19 protein-coding genes and 1 tRNA gene are annotated in these 18,810 nt (G+C 28.7%); all 20 read left to right on the forward strand.

The window, feature by feature from the left end:
- Positions 1 to 94 precede the first annotated feature (94 nt).
- The 20 genes from HMPREF2852_RS00210 (at position 95) to HMPREF2852_RS00305 (ending at position 18,772) form a co-directional block, all read left to right on the forward strand.
- Entirely contained in the window at positions 95 to 685 is a 591-nt protein-coding gene (locus HMPREF2852_RS00210) for a phosphatase PAP2 family protein (protein WP_070604894.1), read from the forward strand.
- A 52-nt stretch (positions 686 to 737) separates the two neighbouring features.
- A tRNA-Leu gene (locus tag HMPREF2852_RS00215) sits at positions 738 to 824 on the forward strand.
- Between the two features lie 173 nt (positions 825 to 997).
- Positions 998 to 3,637 (forward strand): DNA polymerase I, encoded by a 2,640-nt coding sequence (gene polA, locus HMPREF2852_RS00220; protein WP_070604897.1) that lies wholly within the window; start codon positions 998 to 1,000, stop codon positions 3,635 to 3,637.
- Positions 3,624 to 4,214 (forward strand): dephospho-CoA kinase, encoded by a 591-nt coding sequence (coaE, locus tag HMPREF2852_RS00225; protein WP_070604899.1) that lies wholly within the window; start codon positions 3,624 to 3,626, stop codon positions 4,212 to 4,214. Before polA ends, coaE begins: the two co-directional genes overlap by 14 nt.
- Positions 4,211 to 4,867, forward strand: coding sequence for a lytic transglycosylase domain-containing protein (locus HMPREF2852_RS00230; protein WP_019118000.1), 657 nt, complete (start codon positions 4,211 to 4,213; stop codon positions 4,865 to 4,867). Before coaE ends, HMPREF2852_RS00230 begins: the two co-directional genes overlap by 4 nt.
- 64 nt (positions 4,868 to 4,931) lie before the next feature.
- A complete protein-coding gene (gene rsxC / locus HMPREF2852_RS00235) occupies positions 4,932 to 6,248 on the forward strand; it encodes an electron transport complex subunit RsxC (protein ID WP_070604902.1) in 1,317 nt (438 codons plus the stop codon).
- An 11-nt stretch (positions 6,249 to 6,259) separates the two neighbouring features.
- Complete coding sequence (locus HMPREF2852_RS00240) at positions 6,260 to 7,198, forward strand: RnfABCDGE type electron transport complex subunit D (RefSeq protein ID WP_070604906.1); 939 nt, start codon at positions 6,260 to 6,262, stop codon at positions 7,196 to 7,198.
- The gene (locus tag HMPREF2852_RS00245; RefSeq protein WP_070604909.1) at positions 7,191 to 7,730 is read left to right on the forward strand and encodes an RnfABCDGE type electron transport complex subunit G; all 540 of its coding nucleotides are present in this window, start codon (positions 7,191 to 7,193) and stop codon (positions 7,728 to 7,730) included. Before HMPREF2852_RS00240 ends, HMPREF2852_RS00245 begins: the two co-directional genes overlap by 8 nt.
- 11 nt (positions 7,731 to 7,741) lie before the next feature.
- Complete coding sequence (rsxE, locus tag HMPREF2852_RS00250; protein WP_004838525.1) at positions 7,742 to 8,407, forward strand: electron transport complex subunit RsxE; 666 nt, start codon at positions 7,742 to 7,744, stop codon at positions 8,405 to 8,407.
- Positions 8,408 to 8,415: 8 nt separating this feature from the next.
- The gene (gene rsxA / locus HMPREF2852_RS00255; protein ID WP_004838526.1) at positions 8,416 to 8,991 is read left to right on the forward strand and encodes an electron transport complex subunit RsxA; all 576 of its coding nucleotides are present in this window, start codon (positions 8,416 to 8,418) and stop codon (positions 8,989 to 8,991) included.
- 12 nt (positions 8,992 to 9,003) lie between these two features.
- Positions 9,004 to 9,801, forward strand: coding sequence for an RnfABCDGE type electron transport complex subunit B (locus HMPREF2852_RS00260; RefSeq protein ID WP_070604912.1), 798 nt, complete (start codon positions 9,004 to 9,006; stop codon positions 9,799 to 9,801).
- Positions 9,802 to 9,912: 111 nt separating this feature from the next.
- Positions 9,913 to 10,302, forward strand: a complete 390-nt coding sequence (locus tag HMPREF2852_RS00265) for a NusG domain II-containing protein (RefSeq protein ID WP_070604915.1) — start codon at positions 9,913 to 9,915, stop codon at positions 10,300 to 10,302.
- On the forward strand, positions 10,299 to 10,817 hold the full coding sequence (locus HMPREF2852_RS00270; RefSeq protein ID WP_070604920.1) for a Gx transporter family protein: 519 nt from the start codon (positions 10,299 to 10,301) through the stop codon (positions 10,815 to 10,817). The genes HMPREF2852_RS00265 and HMPREF2852_RS00270 overlap by 4 nt, the downstream gene beginning before the upstream one ends.
- A complete protein-coding gene (radC, locus tag HMPREF2852_RS00275) occupies positions 10,810 to 11,490 on the forward strand; it encodes a RadC family protein (protein WP_070604923.1) in 681 nt (226 codons plus the stop codon). The genes HMPREF2852_RS00270 and radC overlap by 8 nt, the downstream gene beginning before the upstream one ends.
- 9 nt (positions 11,491 to 11,499) lie before the next feature.
- Positions 11,500 to 12,513 carry a rod shape-determining protein gene (locus tag HMPREF2852_RS00280; RefSeq protein ID WP_004838531.1) on the forward strand — a complete coding sequence of 338 codons (1,014 nt, stop codon included), beginning with the start codon at positions 11,500 to 11,502 and terminating at the stop codon, positions 12,511 to 12,513.
- Between the two features lie 2 nt (positions 12,514 to 12,515).
- Entirely contained in the window at positions 12,516 to 13,346 is an 831-nt protein-coding gene (mreC, locus tag HMPREF2852_RS00285; RefSeq protein ID WP_070604926.1) for a rod shape-determining protein MreC, read from the forward strand.
- A 9-nt stretch (positions 13,347 to 13,355) separates the two neighbouring features.
- Positions 13,356 to 13,847: a rod shape-determining protein MreD gene (gene mreD, locus HMPREF2852_RS00290; protein ID WP_019117991.1), complete on the forward strand. Its 492-nt coding sequence runs from the start codon at positions 13,356 to 13,358 to the stop codon at positions 13,845 to 13,847.
- Between the two features lie 11 nt (positions 13,848 to 13,858).
- Positions 13,859 to 17,221 carry a penicillin-binding transpeptidase domain-containing protein gene (locus HMPREF2852_RS00295; RefSeq protein WP_070604929.1) on the forward strand — a complete coding sequence of 1,121 codons (3,363 nt, stop codon included), beginning with the start codon at positions 13,859 to 13,861 and terminating at the stop codon, positions 17,219 to 17,221.
- Position 17,222: 1 nt separating this feature from the next.
- Entirely contained in the window at positions 17,223 to 17,849 is a 627-nt protein-coding gene (locus HMPREF2852_RS00300) for a hypothetical protein (RefSeq protein ID WP_070604931.1), read from the forward strand.
- Positions 17,846 to 18,772: a ribonuclease E/G gene (locus HMPREF2852_RS00305; protein ID WP_070604934.1), complete on the forward strand. Its 927-nt coding sequence runs from the start codon at positions 17,846 to 17,848 to the stop codon at positions 18,770 to 18,772. Before HMPREF2852_RS00300 ends, HMPREF2852_RS00305 begins: the two co-directional genes overlap by 4 nt.
- Positions 18,773 to 18,810: the final 38 nt, after the last annotated feature.

The following is an 18,810-nucleotide window of genomic DNA, read 5'->3' on the forward strand; positions in this document are numbered from 1 at the left end:
TCATCTACTTTGTCTACAGTCTGAGACTGCTTAGCGCAGTCTTTTTTATTTTTCTTCTTTGTGATATTATATTTGTGAAAATAAAGGGGAAAGTATGAATTTTATAACAAAAATAGATATTTCATTATTAAATTTAATTCAAAATATAAAAAGTCCCATCTTGGATAAAATAATGACAACCATTACTGCTCTTGGGAATATGGGAATTTTTTGGATATTATTGATTTTGATTTTTTTAACTACAAAAGAATATAAAAAAATGGCAAGGCTTATGATTGTTTGTTTTTTATTTAATGCATTAGTTGTAAATTTGATTTTAAAACCTGCTATAGGGAGGATTAGACCTTTTGAAATTGTTGATGGAATTAAATTGTTAGTTTTAAAACCTCAAGATCCATCATTTCCATCTGGGCATTCGTCAATTTCTTTTTGTATGCTTACAGTAATATTATTATTTTCAAAATCAAAAACAATTAATATAATGGCAAGTATTTTGGCAATCCTGATTGCTTTTTCAAGATTATATTTGTATGTTCATTTTCCATCAGATGTTTTTTGTGGAATTCTTATAGGAATATTGACAAGTTTAATTGCTTTGAAATTTTGTTTTTCTAAAAGTGGGATGAAACTAATTAATAATTTAAAAATTTTGGGAAATGATTTTAATGATTTGAGAAAAATGTAAAAAAATTTGCATAAGGCGATTAATGGTGTTATAATAATCAGGTAGTGTTAATGCTGGTGTGTCGGAATTGGCAGACGAGACAGACTCAAACTCTGTTGTTCTCCGGAACGTGTGGGTTCAAGTCCCACCACCAGCACCATTAATTTTTTTATTTTTTTCATATTTAAGCTATGCAAAATTGCATAGCTTTTTTTGATGCCTTTTTAAAAAAATTTTTTAAAATTTTAATTTTCAAATTTTTAATCAGCAAATTTTTCTACTTATTTTTTTGTGAAAATTAAAATGTGTTATACTTATAGAAAGGAGAAATATATGAGTAAAAAAGTAATGCTAATTGACGGATCTAGTTTGATTTTTAGAGCCTTTTTTGCCCTTCCTAATCTTACAAATGCTGATGGTGTTATGACAAACGGTGTTTATGGATTTTTGACCATGTATTTTAGGGCTGTTGAAGAATATAAGCCAGATTATATTTTGGTTGCTTTTGATAAGAAAACAAAAACTTTTAGGCACAAAGAATTTGAAGATTATAAAGCAAACAGGGATAAGGCGCCAAACGAATTGAATTATCAATTTGGAATTTTAAAAGACATTCTTGATTCATTAAATGTAAAGTATTTGGATATAGATGGTTATGAGGCTGATGATATTGTTGGAACTTTTTCTACAATTGCAAAGGAAGAAGGCCTTGAAACTGTAATTATTACAGGGGACAAAGATTATTTTCAACTTGTAAATGATAAGGTTGTGGTTTTTCTTACAAGAAAAGGAATTTCTCAGATGGAAGAAATCACTGTAAAATCTATTGAAAATGATTATGGTCTTAGTCCAAAACAATTAATTGATGTTAAAGGTCTTATGGGAGATAAGTCTGATAATATTCCTGGTGTTGATGGAATTGGAGAAAAAACTGCCATTAAATTTATAAAAAAATATGGGTCTATGGAAGGCCTATATGAAAATTTGGATGATATTAAGGGCAAAAAAACCAAGGAAAATCTAGAAAATTCAAAGCAAATTGCCTTTTTGTCCAAAAAAATCGGAACAATTGTTACAAATGCTCCAGTTGGGATGAAAATTTCAGAATTAAATATAAAAGAACCAGACTTGGATTCTTTGAGAGAAAAATTTTCAAAATATAATTTCAATAAATTTATGGAAAAATTTGAAGATACTAGCGAAGAAAGAAAAGATGAAATAGAATTTACTTATTCATTTTCTGATGATTTTTCTATAATAGATGATATTGAAAAAGATGGGGTATTTTATTTTAAAAGCATTTTTGAGGGAGACAATTATATTCACTCTAATGCCTATAAAATAGCAATAAAAACATCTTCATCAAAAACTTATATTTATAATCCCGATGAAAAATTTGTAGAAAAATTCAAAAAATATTTTGAGGATGATAATATTAAAAAAGTTTCTTTTGATATTAAAGAAGATATTGTCTTGTTTGATAAGCTTGGGATAAATATTTCCTTGCCTTATGATGATACTATGCTTATGCACTATCTAATTGATCCTTCAAGGTCATCTTATGATTTAAAAACTTTTAGCCAAGCATTTTTGAAATATGAAGTAGAAAATGAAGAAGATTTGCTTGGTAAGGGAAAAAGTAAAAAATCTTATGAGGATTTGGATTCTGATAATCTTGGCAAATATTTGGCATCTATTGTAAATGCAATTGAAGATAGTCTGGATATTTTAACCCAAAAATTAAAAGAGCTTTCTATGTATGATCTTTATAAGGATTGTGAAATAAAATTATCCAAAGTTTTGGCGGATATGGAAATAACAGGTTTTGTTTGTGATAAAAATGAGCTTGAAAAGATTAAAGATGAAGTTTCTCTTGAACTTGAAGATTTAGAAAAAATTATTTATGAGCTTGCTGGAAGTGAATTTAATATAAATTCACCAAAGCAACTTTCAAAAATTTTATTTGAAGATTTGAAACTTCCTATAATTAAAAAAACAAAAACTGGCTATTCAACAAATGCTCAAGTTTTAGAAAAATTAAGAAAAAAACACCCTATAATCGAAAAAATTGAAAGATATAGGGAAATGTATAAATTAAAATCAACCTATCTTGAAAGTTTGGAAGAATGTATTGATGAAGATGGAAGAATCAGGTCAACATTTAAGCAAAATGTTACAGCAACAGGCAGACTTTCTTCAACAGAACCAAATTTACAAAATCTTCCAATAAGAACCGAAGAGGGTAGAAAAATCAGAAAGGCTTTCAAAGCTGATGATGAGAAAGTATTAATTGATGCAGATTATTCACAAATTGAATTAAGAGTTTTGGCACATCTTGCAAATGATAAAAAAATGCAAGAGGCTTTTTCGAAAGATATTGATATACACACAAAGACTGCATCAGAAGTTTTTTCTACACCAATTGATGAGGTTACAAAATTACAAAGAAGTGAGGCTAAAGCTGTAAATTTTGGAATAATCTATGGTATAAGCGATTATGGACTTAGCCAAAATTTAAATATACCAAGAAAAAGAGCCAAGGAATATATAGAAAATTACCTTGACACCTATCCAGAAATTAAAAAATATATGAAAGATATTGTAAAAAAAGCCAAAGAAGATGGATATGTAAATACAATATTTAACAGAAGAAGATATGTTCCAGAAATAAATTCAAAAAATTTCAATGTAAGAAGTTTTGGAGAAAGGGTTGCTTTAAATACACCAATACAAGGAACAGCTGCAGACATTATAAAATTTGCCATGATAAATTCATACCAAAATTTGCAAAAAGCAAAAATAGATGCAAAAATAGTTTTGCAAATCCACGATGAAATAATCATAGAAGCAAGTAAAAAAGATTTGGAAAAAGCAAAAGAGATTCTTAAATCATCTATGCAAGATGCCGTAAATTTAAACGTTCCACTTTTGGTTGACATAGATAGCGGAGAAAGTATGTATGAGTCAAAATAAAATTGTTATAACTGGAACAATTGCAAGTGGTAAATCTTCTTTATCAGAAATTTTGAGAAAAAATGGCTATAAAGTTATAGATAGCGATGAAATAAATAAGAAATTACTAGAAAAAGACCAAATAAATTACAAAGAAATTTTATCATCAAAAGCTTTTGACGAGGCTTTTGATGGAGAGAATTTAGATAAGAAAATCTTAGCAAAAATAATTTTTAATAATTCACAAAAAAGAGAATTGATAAATGAAATTACCCATAAAAATATCATTGCTTATATAAATAATTTGATAAGAGAAAGTAATGAGAAAAATATTTTTGTAGAAATTCCCTTGTATTTTCAAATGAAAGAAAAATTTCCTTGTGATTATGTATGGCTAGTTACCGCTGATAGAGAAATTCAAATAGAAAGATTAATGCAAAGAGATAAGATAGGAAGAGATTTTGCATTAAAAAAAATTAACAGTCAGGATTTTTTAGAAATGCAAAAAAAATCAGATGTGATTTTTGATAATAGCACATCCTTAGAAAATTTAGAAAAAAAAGTAGAAATAGCTTTAAAAAATTTGGAGAATATATGAAAGCTTTAAAAAATATTTTTAAAATAATAGGAATAATAATATTAGCGTTTGTGATGGTTGTTATAATTAGTTTTTCAATAGTAGCCTATCAAACATCAAGACAAAAAATTGCCTACCAAGAAGAAATAGAAAAATATTCACAAAAATATAATGTAGACCCACTTTTGATTGCATCAATTATAAAAGTAGAAAGTGATTTTGACACAGAAGCTCACTCAAGTCAAAATGCTATGGGACTTATGCAATTATTAGATTCATCTGCAAAACATAGTGCAGAAATAATTGGAGAAGAATATTATCCAGATAAATTAAAAGAAGTAGATTATAATTTAAATCTTGGAGTAGGGTATTTCAAATATTTGAATGAATATTATAATAATGTCGACTTAGCTCTTGCAGCTTATAATGGGGGAATAGGAAATATAGACAAACTAATTGCAGATAAAAAAATAGACAAGCATGACCCAGATCCAACAAAAATTCCTACAAAAGAAACTAGACAATATGTAATAAAAATAAATTCAAATTATGATTTGATGAAAGTATTTTACGATGATGGACTTCCAAGCAAGGAAGAATTAAAAGATAGAAAATCATTATCTATAAAAAATTATAAGAAATTTGTTAAAAAAATATTATTTGATGTATTATAATCATTGAATAATATTTTTAAATAAATTATAATGCTAGTATACGGATTAAATGAAAGGAGAGATTATGGCTCTAGAAAATTTAACATTTGCTAATGGAGTAAAAATTCCAGAGTATAAGGAATTAAGCGAAAAAAAAGACTTAATTGTTGCAAAAATTCCAAAAACTGTAACAATTCCACTTACTCAACACATTGGAGCTCCAAGTAAATGTTTAGTTAAGAAAAACGATGAAGTGAAAATTGGACAGCTTATCGGCGAAGCTGTAGGAAATTTTTCTTGTAATATTCACTCATCAGTTAATGGTAAAGTTTCAAGTGTAATCGATATCCAAACAGCATCTGGTAAAAACAGCAAAGCTGTTGTTATTGACACAGAAGGCTATGACCAAGAGATTAACTACGAAAGAAAAGACGTTACAAACTTAACTAAAGAAAAAATAGTTGAGGCGATGAAAGAAAATGGTCTTGTAGGTATGGGAGGAGCATCATTCCCAGCACATATTAAATATTCACCAAACAAACCAATTGATACTGTTATTATAAATGGTGCTGAGTGTGAACCTTACGTTACTTGCGATGATTTTATTTTAAAAACAAAACCTGAAGTAATAGTAGATGCTTTGGAATTACTTGTTAAAGCAGTAGATGCAAAAAAAGGAATTATTGCAATCGAAGATAACAAACCAGAAGCAATCGAAAAGGTCAAAAAGGCACTGGCAAATAAAAATTCATCAAAACTTGAAGTGGCAACCATGGTTACCAAATATCCACAAGGAGATGAAAAAAGAATTATTAATGCCGTATTACATAGAGAAGTTCCTTCAGGCGGTCTTCCAATGGATGTTGGAGTAATTGTTTCAAACGTTTCAAGTGCAAACGCAGTTTATGAAGCAGTTTACTACGGAAAACCACTAATAGAAAGATATATGACAGTAACAGGTCATGGAATAAAAAATCCTTCAAATTTCCTAGTAAGAATTGCAACAAGTTTTGAAGATATGATAGAAGAAGCTGGCGGACTTACAGAAGATGCTGGAAAAGTTATAAATGGTGGACCAATGATGGGAATTGCCCAACCAAATATAAATCAACCAGTAGAAAAAGCTAGTAACTGTATCTTAGTTTTAAACAAAGAAGAATCAAAAGCACCAATTACAAATCCTTGTATAAGATGTGCAAAGTGTGTAAATGTTTGTCCAGTTGGACTTATGCCATTATTAATTCACAAATTTTCATTAAAAGAAAAATTTGATAAGGCACAAGATCTTCACATACTTGATTGTATAGAATGTGGATCATGTTCATATATTTGTCCATCAAAAAGACCTTTGGTTGAAGCTATTAGGTTTGGAAAAAGACAAATTCGTCAAGCAGGAAAGTAGAGGAGAAATAAATGGAAGCAAAAAAATTATTAGTATCATCCTCTCCTCATATGAGAAGCGAGAGAACTGTTACTAAAGAAATGTTAGATGTAATAATTGCTCTTATCCCAACAGGACTTGCAGGAATATATTTCTTTGGAATGAAGGCACTTATTTTAATGATTGCATCAGTAGCAAGTTGTGTTATTGCAGAATTTATATCTAACAAAGTAATGAAAAGACAATCATCAATAAATGATTTATCAGCTATAGTTACAGGTTTACTTTTAGCCTACAATATCCCAGTTACAATGCCAGTTTGGCAAACGGTAATAGGAGCAGCTTTTGCTATAGTTATTTGTAAGCAATTTTTTGGTGGAATAGGACAAAATATTGTAAACCCAGCTTTGGGAGCAAGAGCATTTTTACTTGCATCTTGGTCAAAAAATATGTCAAATTATGTAGCACCAGGAAAAGTTTCAGCAGTATCTGCTGCAACAGTTTTATCAGGGGGAGAAAAACCAGCTTTATTGGATATGTTTATAGGAAATATGGGTGGATGTATTGGAGAAGTTTCAACTCTAGCTATATTAATTGGAGCAGCATATCTTGTAATTAGAAAAGTTATTTCACTAAGAATACCTGCAGTATACATATTAACAACAGCAATCCTATTGATGGTATTTAATAAATCTGTTGATGGAATAATCGAACAATTATTATCAGGTGGTCTAATGCTTGGAGCATTTTTCATGGCAACAGACTATACAACAAGTCCTGTAACAAAAAAAGGAGAAATAATATTTGCTTTTGGTTGCGGACTTATCACTTCACTAATAAGAGTTTTCGGTGGATACCCAGAAGGTGTTTCATATTCAATTTTATTAATGAACTTATTAGTTCCTCTTATAGATAGTAAGACAATGCCTAAGGTATTTGGTGTAGCTAGTAAAGGGGCAAAAGATGAATAAAGCATTAAAATTAGGAATTAAATTATTAATAATTACAGCTGTATCAGCTTTAGTATTGGCCTTTACAAATTCAGTTACAGAACCAATTATAAAAAAAGCTGAACAAGAAAAATTAAATGAATCATTAAAAATTGCCTTTCCAGAAGGAAAAGACTTTGAAGAAGTTAAGGGAAAATTTCCTGAAGCTGTAAAAGGAGTTTATAAAGCTGATGGAGGCAAAGGATATGTGTTTGATGTAAATTCTAAAGGTGGATATGGTGGAGACATCGAATTTATCGTTGGAGTTGATAGTGAAAATAAATTGACAGGTTTCAGCCCTTTAAAACATTCAGAATCTGCAGGATTTGGTCTACAAATGGAAGAAGATTGGTTTAAAGAAGGAGTTAAAGGCGTAAGCGTTGACAAGAAAGTCGGTGCATCAGAAGCCGGATCTGAAAACGAAATTGTAGGAATTTCAGGAGCTACATATTCAACTAATACTATCCTTAATGGTATAAATACTGCTCGTGAAGTATTGAAAGATCTTAAGTAGGAGGTAAAGATATGGAAAGACAAACTGGAAAACCTATAGATGTTCAAAAAGAAAAAGAAAAAAGAAAGAAAAAATCTGTAAATTTGGGAAAAGTTTTTAAAGACGGAATATTTTCAAATAACCCAGTATTTGTACAAATGGTAGGAATGTGTTCTGTACTTGCTATTTCATCTTCACTTTCTAATGCGATTGGAATGGGAGCTGCAGTAATTTTTGTACTTACACTTTCAAACTTGGTAATTTCTGTTTTGAGAAATTTTATTCCAGATGAAGTAAGAATTCCAGCATTTATAGTTGTAATAGCAAGTTTCGTAACTATGGTTCAAATGATTATAAAAGCATACTTGCCAGCACTTGATCAATCACTAGGAATTTTTATTCCACTTATAGTTGTAAACTGTATAATTCTTGCAAGAGCTGAAGGATTTGCTTCACAACAAGGTCCTATAGCATCAATTGTTGATGGTATTGGTCAAGGTTTAGGTTATACAATAGCAATTTCTATTCTTGCAGCTATTAGAGAATTATTTGGAAATGGTACATTACTAGATAATAGAATAATTCCTGAAGATTATACAATTGGATTTTTAATTCAACCAGCATCTTCATTTATTATCCTAGGAATCATGTTTGCAGTAGCAGCAGCTATTTCAAACAAGAAGAAAAATAATAAGTAGGAGGAATTATGTCAGAATTATTTTCAATAATTATTGCATCAATATTTGTAAATAATTATGTTTTGGGACAATTTTTAGGAATTTGTCCAACACTTGGTGTAACAAGTAAAGTTGAAACTGCAAAAGGAATGGGAGCTGCAGTAATTTTCGTAGTAACCTTATCTTCAATTATTACTTGGGTTATCCAATATTATATATTAGATCCATTAAAAATTGGATATTTACAAACAGTTGTATTTATTTTAGTAATCGCTTCATTAGTACAAACAGTAGAGATGATTATGAAAAAATCAATGCCAAATCTTTATGAGGCTCTTGGTGTTTATCTACCATTAATTACAACTAACTGTATAGTACTTGGTGTGGCTATTAAAAATATAAATGAAAGCTATAATTTATTAGAAACAACAATAAATGCAGCAGCAGCTGCAGTAGGTTTCTTAATTGCTTTAGTAATACTTGCTTCTATAAGAGAAAAAATCGAAGATAACGACTTGCCAGAAGCTTTCAAGGGTGGACCTATTACTTTGATTACTCTAGGTCTAATGTCAATTGCCTTTATGGGCTTTGCAGGATTAGCATAGAGGAGAAATGTGATGAATAATATATTAATTCCAACACTTGTATTAGCCATATTAGGATTTGTACTAGCTGGCTTATTAGGTGTTATTAGTAAAAAATTTGAGGTCGAAACAGACCCAATTGTTGAAAGAGTAAGAGAAGCACTTCCTGGAGCAAACTGTGGAGCTTGCGGTTATCCTGGTTGTGATGGTTGTGCAAATGCAATTGCAAAGGGAGAAGCTCCTGTTTCTGCTTGTGTAATTGGTGGACAATCTGTAACTGATGCAGTTGCAAGTGCTATGGGCGTTGAGTCAGCTGGAGCTGGGGACAAACAAGTTGCAGTTGTAAAATGTAATGGAACTTGCGAAAATGCAAAAGATTTATACGAATATGCAGGTCTTGAAGATTGTAGAGCACAAATTGCTTTATTTGGCGGAAAAAAAGCTTGTAATTATGGTTGCCTTGGTTGCGGCTCATGTGTTAAAGCTTGTGAATTTGATGCTATACATATGGTGGATGGAGTAAGTGTTGTAGATAAGGAAAAATGCGTAGCTTGTGGAGCTTGTGTTAAAACTTGTCCAAAAAATATTATTGAGCTTGTTCCTTATTCACAAAAAGCAATTGTAAAATGTTCTTCACACGATAAAGGAAAAGATGTTAGAGGAAATTGTAAAGTTGGATGTATTGGTTGTTCAATTTGTGCAAGAACTTATCCAGAAGGATTTACAATGGATAATTTCTTATCAAAAGAAACAATATCTGATAATTTAGATCTAAATCTTTTAAAAGAAGCTGCAGAAAAATGTCCTGCAAAATGTATTGATGTTGAATAAAAAATAAGATAATGATTTGACCATCGAAATAAATCGGTGGTCTTTTTTTATTTGGATTTTTTAAATTGACATCAATCTATTTTAAATGATAAACTCTTATAAGAGGTAGATATGAAATTAAAAAAAATAGATATTTTTGTTATTTTATTACTTTTATTATTAAGCTTGAGTATGGCTTTTTTTGTGCAAAAAATTAAGTCGGGAGAAGATGGAAATTATTTGAGAGTTGAGCTTAATGGGAAAGAATATGGTAAATATCCACTTAATAAAGATAAAAAATTTAAAATTAAAATTGACGATGATGAATTTAATATTGTTGAGATAAAAAAAGGGCAAGTTAGTATGAAGGAAGCTAATTGTAGAGATTTGCTTTGTACTCACATGCCTAGTATAAAAAAAGTTGGAGAAACTATAGTTTGCCTTCCTCATAGATTAATTTTAGAAATTGTTTCTGAAAAAGAGGATAGCAATGAGGAAGAAATTGATAAGGTGGTTGGATGAATAATAAAACTTTAAAAGTATATATTAATTTATCGCTTTTTGTTGCTTTATCTCTTGCTATTTCTTTGATTGAATCTATGGTTCCAATGCCTGTTCCAATTCCTGGTGCTAGGCTTGGTTTTTCGAATATAATAATATTAGTTGCTATTTATATTTATGATTATAAAAAGGCTTTGGCTGTAAGTATATTGAAATCTTTTTTGTTGGTTTTGATTACTGGATCAGTAATGAGTTTTTTCTATTCTTTTGTTGGAGCTATTTTTTCTACAACTGCTATGTATTTTTCACTTAAAAAGGTAGATGATGATTTTTCACTCATTGGAGTAAGTGAAACTGGTGCTTTTTTCCATAATTTAGGTCAAATTATTGTTGCAATATTTTTCATGCAAAATATAAAGATGTTTTATTATTTTCCAGTTTTAGTTTTTATAGGAATTTTTACTGGATTTTTTGTTGGTTTGAGTTCTAATTTTATAATTGAGCATTTAAAGAAACTTGGTGTTATAAATGAATAAAAAAATCAAAGATTTGGACCTTAGTCAAAGACCAAGGGAAAAGTTGAAAAATGAGGGATATGCAAGTTTGAGTGATGAGGAATTGTTAGCAATTCTTATCGAAACTGGCTCTAAGAAGAAAAATGCTATTGAACTTGCTAGAGAAATTTTAAATACTTTTTCTAGCGAGGAGCTTTTGTCTATAAGTATTGAGCAATTAAATGGAATTGATGGGATAAAACTTGCCAAGGCTAGTAAAATTATTGCCGCTATCCAGCTTGGTAAAAGACTTACTGAAAAAATAATTAATAAGGAAATCACAAGTATTAATTCTTGTGAGGATGTTTTTAATTTAATGAAAAATAAATTTATAGACACAAAAAAAGAACATTTCTATGCTATATTATTAGATACAAAAAATGTGATTATTAGCAAGGAATTAATTTCTACTGGGGATCTTAACTCTTCTATTGTTAATCCTAGGGAATGTTTTATTTCGGCTGTAAAAAAGAGTGCAAATTCTGTGGTTTTTGTACATAACCACCCAAGTGGAAATCCAAATCCTTCTTGTAATGATAAAGAGATTACTCAAAGATTGGTTAAAGCAGGAGAAATTTTGGATATAAAAGTATTAGATCATATTATTATTGGCAATAATAAATATTTTAGTTTTAGACAAGAAAATATTATATAGGAGAATAAAATGAATTTTAGAATTATGGCAGAAGACCTAGCAATTGATTTGGGTACTAGCTGTATTAAAGTTTTTAAGAAAAATGAAGGGGTTGTAATTTCTGAACCATCTGTTTTAGTTCTTGACCACCAAAATAAGGAAATAAAAGCTATTGGTCAACAAGCTAAGGAAATGATTGGAAAAACTCCTGATGAAATTATAGTACAAAGACCTATTGAAAAGGGTGTTATATCTGATTTTAATTTAACTGAGGCAATGTTAAATTATTTTTTCCAAAAAATAAATCCTGGGTTTTCGGTTGTTCAACCAAGGGTTGTTGTTTGCGTTCCTAGTGGTATTACTGACATTGAACAAAGAGCTGTCGAAGATGCTTCTTTGCATGCTGGAAGTAGGGATGTAATAATGGTTGATGAGTCATTGGCGGCTTGTTTTGGAGTTGGACTTACTCCAGAAGATCCAAGAGGTATTTTGACTTTAAATCTTGGGGCTGGAACAAGTGAGATTTGTGTAATAAGCCTTAATGGAATTGTAGCTAGCAAAACTTTAAAAATGGGCGGAGATGACATCGATAAAAATATTCAAAATTTTTTGAGAGAAAAGAAAAAAATCGAAGTAGGTATAAATACAGCAGAGCTCATTAAAAAGGAATTGCTATCACTTAGACTTAAAGATAAGGACATAGGAATGGAAGTTGAAGGTAGAGATGTGAAGGATGCTCAACCTAAAAGAATAAAAGTTACAAGTGAAGAAATAGCACCTTGCATAAGCGAATTTGCTGATAGTCTAATAGAGATGATTTATTTAGTAATGGAAAAAACACCGCCAGAATTATCCAGTGATATTAAAAATGATGGATTTTTAATGACTGGAGGTATGGCAAATGTTAGAGGTCTTCGTGAATATATTGAAAAAATAATAAATTTAAAGGCGAAAATATCTGACAAACCAGAATTAGATGCTATAAAAGGTGCAGGCTTAATTATGGAAAATCCAGATAGATTTTTAAAATATCAAAGTAGGTAAGTATGGCTTATAGAAGAAAGAAAAAAAACAATAAACATTTTTTTATAACGGTTATTTTGTTAGTATTGTTGATATTTACATCAAGCCTTACTGATGATTTGGTAGAGGCTGGTAATAATATAACAAATACCATATTTAAACCCGTAAACAAAGCTTCTTATTCAATAACTTCAGAAATAATTAAAGCTATAGAAGATACAATTGGTTCAAAGCAAACAAGAGCCGAAGTTGAAAAATTAAAGATAGAAAATCAAAATCTTTTAAAGGAAAATGCAAACTTAATGGAAGTTATTAATAGAAAAGATTTTTTGAAAGCTGAAAATGATGCTATAAAAAATAAAAAATATGAATACGTCAAAGCTCAAGTTATTAATTCTGATGTAAAAAGTATGCAAGAATCATTTTTTATAGATAAGGGTAAAAAAGATGGAATAAAAGTTAATGATGTAATTTTGCAAGCTATAGGAAATAGCGAATATTCATCTGCCGTTATAGGAAAAGTTGTAAAAGTAAATTCAACAACAAGTAAGGTCGAAACAATTAAAAATTCATCAAATGACGTTTCCTTCATTAATTCTAGAAGTGGAGATTATGGGGTTATTGATGATTATAAAAACAAAAAAATTAGTGGTTATATGCTAGAAGTTTCTAGTGATGTTAAAAATTCTGATACATTAATTACAAGTGGAATAGGTGGAGTTTATCCTAAGGGCCTATATTTGGGAGAAATTTCTAATGTAATTATGAGCAAGGATTCTCTAAGAAAAAATGTAACAATTGATTCTCCAGCAGATTTTACCCATTTGTATAGGGTTTTGGTTCTTAGAAAGTAAGGTGGATATATGAATAAATTTAAAACATTTTTAATAGCTTTTATTTCTTTTATCCTACAAGTTAGCGTCTTTTCTAAGGTGGATATATTTGGAGCAAATATCAATATTATAGTTGCATTTGTAATATGTTTATCCTTAACGCTTGGGTCTAAGAGTGCTTCTTATACGGGGCTTGTTATTGGTTTGTTGGAAGATCTTATGTTTTCAAAAATAATTGGTGTAAGAGCTTTATCATATTTTTTGATAGGTCATGTAGTTGGAGATGAAAAGTTTAGATTTAGTAGCGATAAAAAAACAGGTTTGATATTAACTTTTGTTTTTACTATATTAAACTTTTTATTTGTAAGTTTAATAACATATATTTTTAATGGGGATATAGTTGTTATTAAAAATTATTTATTTGTACCAATTTTGGTAGAAGCTTTATTGAATACTTTAATGTATTTAATCTATCATATAATAATAAAAAAACTAATGTATATTCCAACATATAGGATATAGGGGTGTAAGTTTTGAGAAAACAAAAAGAAAATAGAATAACTATTTTGCAAATAGTTTTTGGTCTAATGTTTCTTGCTATTTTTGTAAAATTATTTATCCTTATGATAAATCAAGGAGAACATTACAGAGACTTATCAGATAATAGAAAAGTTCAAGAAGTTGATGAAATTGCAAGTAGAGGAGATATTTTAGACAGAAATGGAAATGTTCTTGCTACAACAGTTCCATCTTTTGCTGTGCAATTATATAAAGATAAACTTACAAGCTTGGATGATGAAGATAGGATAAAGGCTGTAAATTCTTTGGTAAATATTTTGGAAGAAGCAGGTGTAAATTACCAAAATGATTTTGATATTAGACTAAATTCATTCCAATACAAAAGTGAGGATGATTATTTCAAAGAAGAAAAATCACCAGAAGATAAAATTGTTGATATAATAGTTGAAAAAAAATTAACAAGAGAAATAGTAGGATCTTTTAGCAACAAAGATGGGATAAAATATGAAACAATAAAAACTGCCCTTCTTGCCTTGAAAAAAAGAGGAATAGATATTCCTATATTAGTTAAGCAAAAAAATAATAAACTTAATTTAGTATATAAGGAAAATGCAAAAGAAAAATTAAAAGCATTAGGTCATAGCACAAAAGATGATCCTCTTGACGTTGTTGTTAGTGCAATTGGCGACGATAAGTCTGTTATAAAAAATATATTAGAAAATAACCAAGCAAGATTATTAACTTATAATATTTTGAAAGAAAAAAATTTAGAATCTAATGTGATTTTAAAAGATTATAGTTTGATAGCAGATGAAAAGCTCATACAAAAAAAAGCTAGTTTAAATGATGGCTATCCGGAAATAAAATTAGATACAAAAGCTAGTGATGATTTTTATGAAATTGTAAAAAAATCTTCAATTAAAGAATTTTTAAAATCAGCAAGCTTAAATGAAGAAGATGGTTCTTACCTAATTCCAGCAGATATTTTGATAGAAAAATTGGAAAACAAAGGTATATATGCAAACTTTACAACAGAAGTAAAAACCGAAACAAAAGATAAAAAAAACATATATTCTGTTGATATAAAATTTAAAAATTCTCAAGCTGGAGATCCTGCAGAAGAATTAGCAAATCTTGCTGACAAACATAAATTATTGAAGGGCGTAATCTTAGATAAAGATTTAAAATATTTGGCACAAAATGCTAATGCTATAAATAACGTATATCCATCAATCGATATTTCAGAAGATAAGCCTAGCAAATGGGATTATACTTTCAATGTTGCCAAAAAAGATTTCTTTGAATACTATGCAAGCAGAGATAAAAATGAAAGTCGAGATAAGGTTGTAAAAAAACTAAATAAAGCAAAAAGCGCAAAAGAAGTTCTTGATTATATAAAATCAGTATCAGATATAAAAAATGACAATGACTATGAAGCTTGTGGGATTTTGACAATCGATAGCATTATTAATAGGCAAGGCTCATTTGGTTTTAGACCAATTAATTTAGTTTATAATTTAGATGATTCGACTGTTCTAAGAATTGAAGAAAATATTGACAAATCAAAGGGGATTAGTGTGGCAACAATTCCTATAAGATCTTATCCAAATAGAAATTTGGCAAGCCACGTTTTAGGCTACATGGGACCAATTGCAACCGATGAAGAAGTGGAAAAATATGTAAAAAAAGATTCATATTTAAGAGATGAAATTGTCGGCAAAACTGGAATCGAAGAATCATATCAAGATACTCTCAGAGGAAAAAATGGAAAAAGTATTGTAACTGTAGACTCATCAGGAAATAGAATTGAAACATTATCAAAAACTCCATCAGAACCAGGAAATGACGTTTATCTTTCTATAGATGCTAATTTGCAAGCGCAAGCAGAAAAATCTCTGTCAAAAGTTCTAGAATCAATTAGAACAGGTAAAACCTATGAATCTGAATATGGGAATTTTAATACTAGCGAAATTGCTCCTTATTCAACAAATGGAGCAGTTGTTGTAAGTAATGTAAAAACTGGAGAAGTTCTTGCAATGGCTTCATATCCAAGTTATGATCCTAATTTATTTTCTACAGGAATTTCTTCTTCAGATTGGGATAGTTTACAAGTAGATGATGATTCATCCGTGCTAGCGGCAAGACCTATGTTAAATGTGGCAAGTCAGACTGCTGTTATGCCTGGATCTACTTTTAAATTAGTAACTTCTTTGGCGGCTTTGGAAAAAGGATTAAATCCACAAATGACAAATTATTGTAATGGTTTTATGGATATAGGAAGTAGGAGATTTTCTTGTTTAATTTGGTCAACAACTGGTGGCAACCATGGAGAAGAAAATTTATATGATGCAATTAGAGATTCATGTAACTATTACTTTTATTGTTTGGCTTTGGGAGAAAATCCATCTACTGGCAAAAGCCTTGGATTTAAACTTGAACTAAGTGATGTAAAAAAAGCTGCTAGTACTTTGGGATTAGATGAAACTTCTGGAATAGAAATAAATATTCCACAGGAATCAAGTGGAAATATACCATCTGTCGAAAAGAAATTAGAAGTTACAAAATCATTAATGAAGAAGTACCTTGATAAAAATATAAAAAAATATTTGAAAAAAAATGTTAAAAAAACAAAATCTGATATTGAAAATGATAAAAATGAACTTGTAAAATTAGCGGATAATCCAAATTCTATAAATAGAAAAAAATTAATAGAAATGATTGATAAAATGGGTTATGAACCATTAGAAATCAAAAAAGATGATAGGGCAGGTCTTGCTGATACTTTAAAATTTACTTATCTAAATCAAGCAAAATGGGATATTACGGATATGTTAAATATAGTTATAGGACAAGGTCAAAATTCATACACGCCACTACAAATGAATAGAGTTATCTCTACAATATCAAATGGTGGTTATTTAAATAAATACACATTAATAAAAGAAGTAACAAACCATAATTCGAAAGATATTTTATATCAAAATCAAGTAAAGCATAAGAAAATTTCTATTAAAGATGGTAAATATTTGGAAGATATAAAATATGGTACCTTGTTAGTTGCTCAAAATAATGCTATTTTAAATAGAATGCCTCTTGAAGTTGGAGTAAAAACAGGAACAGCAGAAGTTGAAGGTAAAAATCCAGATGGAAGTGGTTACGACCCTTATGCATGGATGATTGGATTTGCTCCATACGATGATCCAGAAATTGCAATATCAATAATTTTAACTCAAGGAGGAACATCATTTAATGTTTCACCAATTTTTAGAGACATAGTTTGCAAATATTTTGATATAAAAATAAATCCAGATAAGCAAAATCTTCTTAATGAAGTAAAAACCGAAGGTAATAATCAAGAAAATACACAAGGAGAATAAAATGGACATATATTTAATAAATTCAAAAAATCAAAATGAATTAAAATTTATAAAAGATTTTTCAAAAATTTTATCTAAGGATAAGTCTGTTTTGATTCTCTCATTTGAAAGAAACAAGGATTGTAATATTGAAGATTTATTTGATATGGGAGGAATGATCACATACGATATATGTGATTATTTCCTTGACCTTGTAGGTCTTGAAAAAATTATTAGAAAAACTTGTGAAAATATAGATTTTGCCATAGCACCTTTAATAAATTCAAAATATAAAATAAAAAAAGAAGATATATCAAATCTTTTAGAAAAAATAAATTATTATGATGTTCTTATTGTAAATGGTTTAGATAAAGATTTAATAGATGATAAAAAAATAATTCAAATTACTGATGAAAGTGAAATTAATGAAGACTTTGATTCTGATTATTTTTTTATTGAAAGTAATGACAAATATTTTGATATTAGGGAATATAGAGATGAAATTCTTGCTAAATCTTCAAAATTTTTAGGTTTAAAATCAAAAGATACATCTTATGAAAATATTATTTCAAATCTTTTGAATGAAAAAAATGAAAATATCGAAAAAATTGGATTTTTTGAAAAATTAAAGAAGAAATTATCGAAATGAAATCATATATTTTTGTAGATTATAAAGAAAAAGCCTTTGGTAAAATTGTTGATAACAAGCTTTTCGAATTAAAATTTTATTCTCCATATTTGTTCAATATTTATAGGGCAAAAGTAGTAAATAAAATTGATTCTATTAATGCCTATTTTTTGTTGTATGATGATGGCAAAAAGGCTTTTTTAAAATCAAATAAAAAATTTAAAATTGGAGATAGTGTAATTTGCCAAATTATTAAAGAAGAATTTGACGATAAATTAGCAACCATGAGTGCAAATTTTAGAATCGAAAATGAATATTATTATTTGTATAGGTTCAAAAATAAGGGATTTCCCAAATTAAAAAAAGATAGAAAGAAAAATTTTGAAAATTATAATAAATTACTTGAACTAAAAAAAAGATTAATAAATGAAGAAAATTTCACGCCTTCTCCAAAACTCTTGAAAACTTACAATGAATTTGACTTATATTGTGAAAAAAATAAAGATTTGGAACTTGTTGAACTAGATATAAAAAATAATAAAATTATTTCAGATTCAATAAAAAGCATTAAGGAAAAAAAGATTTACAAAGACGATTTATCAATAATAATCAATGATCTTGAAACTCTTTGCTTTATTGATGTGAATTCATCAAAGAAAAAATCAACTATGGATAAAGATGATTTTTATTATAAGGTTAATGAAGATTTGATAGATTTTATTTTTTACAATTTAAATCTTAGAAATATTGGCGGAATGGTCGTTATAGATTTTTTAAAATCTAGTAAAAATGATCAATTGATTGATAAAATAAATGAAAATATAAAAAAATATTTCAAGACTTATGAAATATATGGCTTTACAAATATGGGACTATTTGAATTGTCAATAAAAAGAAGAGGAGAAAGCCTCTATAAAAAATTAAAAGAAAAAGAGCTTATCTAGTCGATAAGCTCTCAGACTGTAGACAAAGTAGATGAAAA

This window comes from Anaerococcus sp. HMSC065G05, assembly GCF_001812365.1.
Taxonomy (GTDB): Bacteria; Bacillota; Clostridia; order Tissierellales; family Peptoniphilaceae; genus Anaerococcus; species Anaerococcus vaginalis.

What these genes read in the sequence shown, in the direction of transcription:
- radC (WP_070604923.1), top strand. Translation starts at nt 10,810, where the DNA reads ATGAATAAAAAAATCAAAGATTTGGACCTTAGTCAAAGACCAAGGGAA.
- polA (WP_070604897.1), top strand. Translation starts at nt 998, where the DNA reads ATGAGTAAAAAAGTAATGCTAATTGACGGATCTAGTTTGATTTTTAGA.
- HMPREF2852_RS00300 (WP_070604931.1), top strand. Translation starts at nt 17,223, where the DNA reads ATGGACATATATTTAATAAATTCAAAAAATCAAAATGAATTAAAATTT.
- HMPREF2852_RS00270 (WP_070604920.1), top strand. Translation starts at nt 10,299, where the DNA reads ATGAATAATAAAACTTTAAAAGTATATATTAATTTATCGCTTTTTGTT.
- HMPREF2852_RS00210 (WP_070604894.1), top strand. Translation starts at nt 95, where the DNA reads ATGAATTTTATAACAAAAATAGATATTTCATTATTAAATTTAATTCAA.
- HMPREF2852_RS00240 (WP_070604906.1), top strand. Translation starts at nt 6,260, where the DNA reads ATGGAAGCAAAAAAATTATTAGTATCATCCTCTCCTCATATGAGAAGC.
- HMPREF2852_RS00305 (WP_070604934.1), top strand. Translation starts at nt 17,846, where the DNA reads ATGAAATCATATATTTTTGTAGATTATAAAGAAAAAGCCTTTGGTAAA.
- HMPREF2852_RS00260 (WP_070604912.1), top strand. Translation starts at nt 9,004, where the DNA reads ATGAATAATATATTAATTCCAACACTTGTATTAGCCATATTAGGATTT.
- mreD (WP_019117991.1), top strand. Translation starts at nt 13,356, where the DNA reads ATGAATAAATTTAAAACATTTTTAATAGCTTTTATTTCTTTTATCCTA.
- rsxE (WP_004838525.1), top strand. Translation starts at nt 7,742, where the DNA reads ATGGAAAGACAAACTGGAAAACCTATAGATGTTCAAAAAGAAAAAGAA.
- mreC (WP_070604926.1), top strand. Translation starts at nt 12,516, where the DNA reads ATGGCTTATAGAAGAAAGAAAAAAAACAATAAACATTTTTTTATAACG.
- HMPREF2852_RS00280 (WP_004838531.1), top strand. Translation starts at nt 11,500, where the DNA reads ATGAATTTTAGAATTATGGCAGAAGACCTAGCAATTGATTTGGGTACT.
- HMPREF2852_RS00265 (WP_070604915.1), top strand. Translation starts at nt 9,913, where the DNA reads ATGAAATTAAAAAAAATAGATATTTTTGTTATTTTATTACTTTTATTA.
- rsxC (WP_070604902.1), top strand. Translation starts at nt 4,932, where the DNA reads ATGGCTCTAGAAAATTTAACATTTGCTAATGGAGTAAAAATTCCAGAG.
- rsxA (WP_004838526.1), top strand. Translation starts at nt 8,416, where the DNA reads ATGTCAGAATTATTTTCAATAATTATTGCATCAATATTTGTAAATAAT.
- HMPREF2852_RS00230 (WP_019118000.1), top strand. Translation starts at nt 4,211, where the DNA reads ATGAAAGCTTTAAAAAATATTTTTAAAATAATAGGAATAATAATATTA.
- coaE (WP_070604899.1), top strand. Translation starts at nt 3,624, where the DNA reads ATGAGTCAAAATAAAATTGTTATAACTGGAACAATTGCAAGTGGTAAA.
- HMPREF2852_RS00245 (WP_070604909.1), top strand. Translation starts at nt 7,191, where the DNA reads ATGAATAAAGCATTAAAATTAGGAATTAAATTATTAATAATTACAGCT.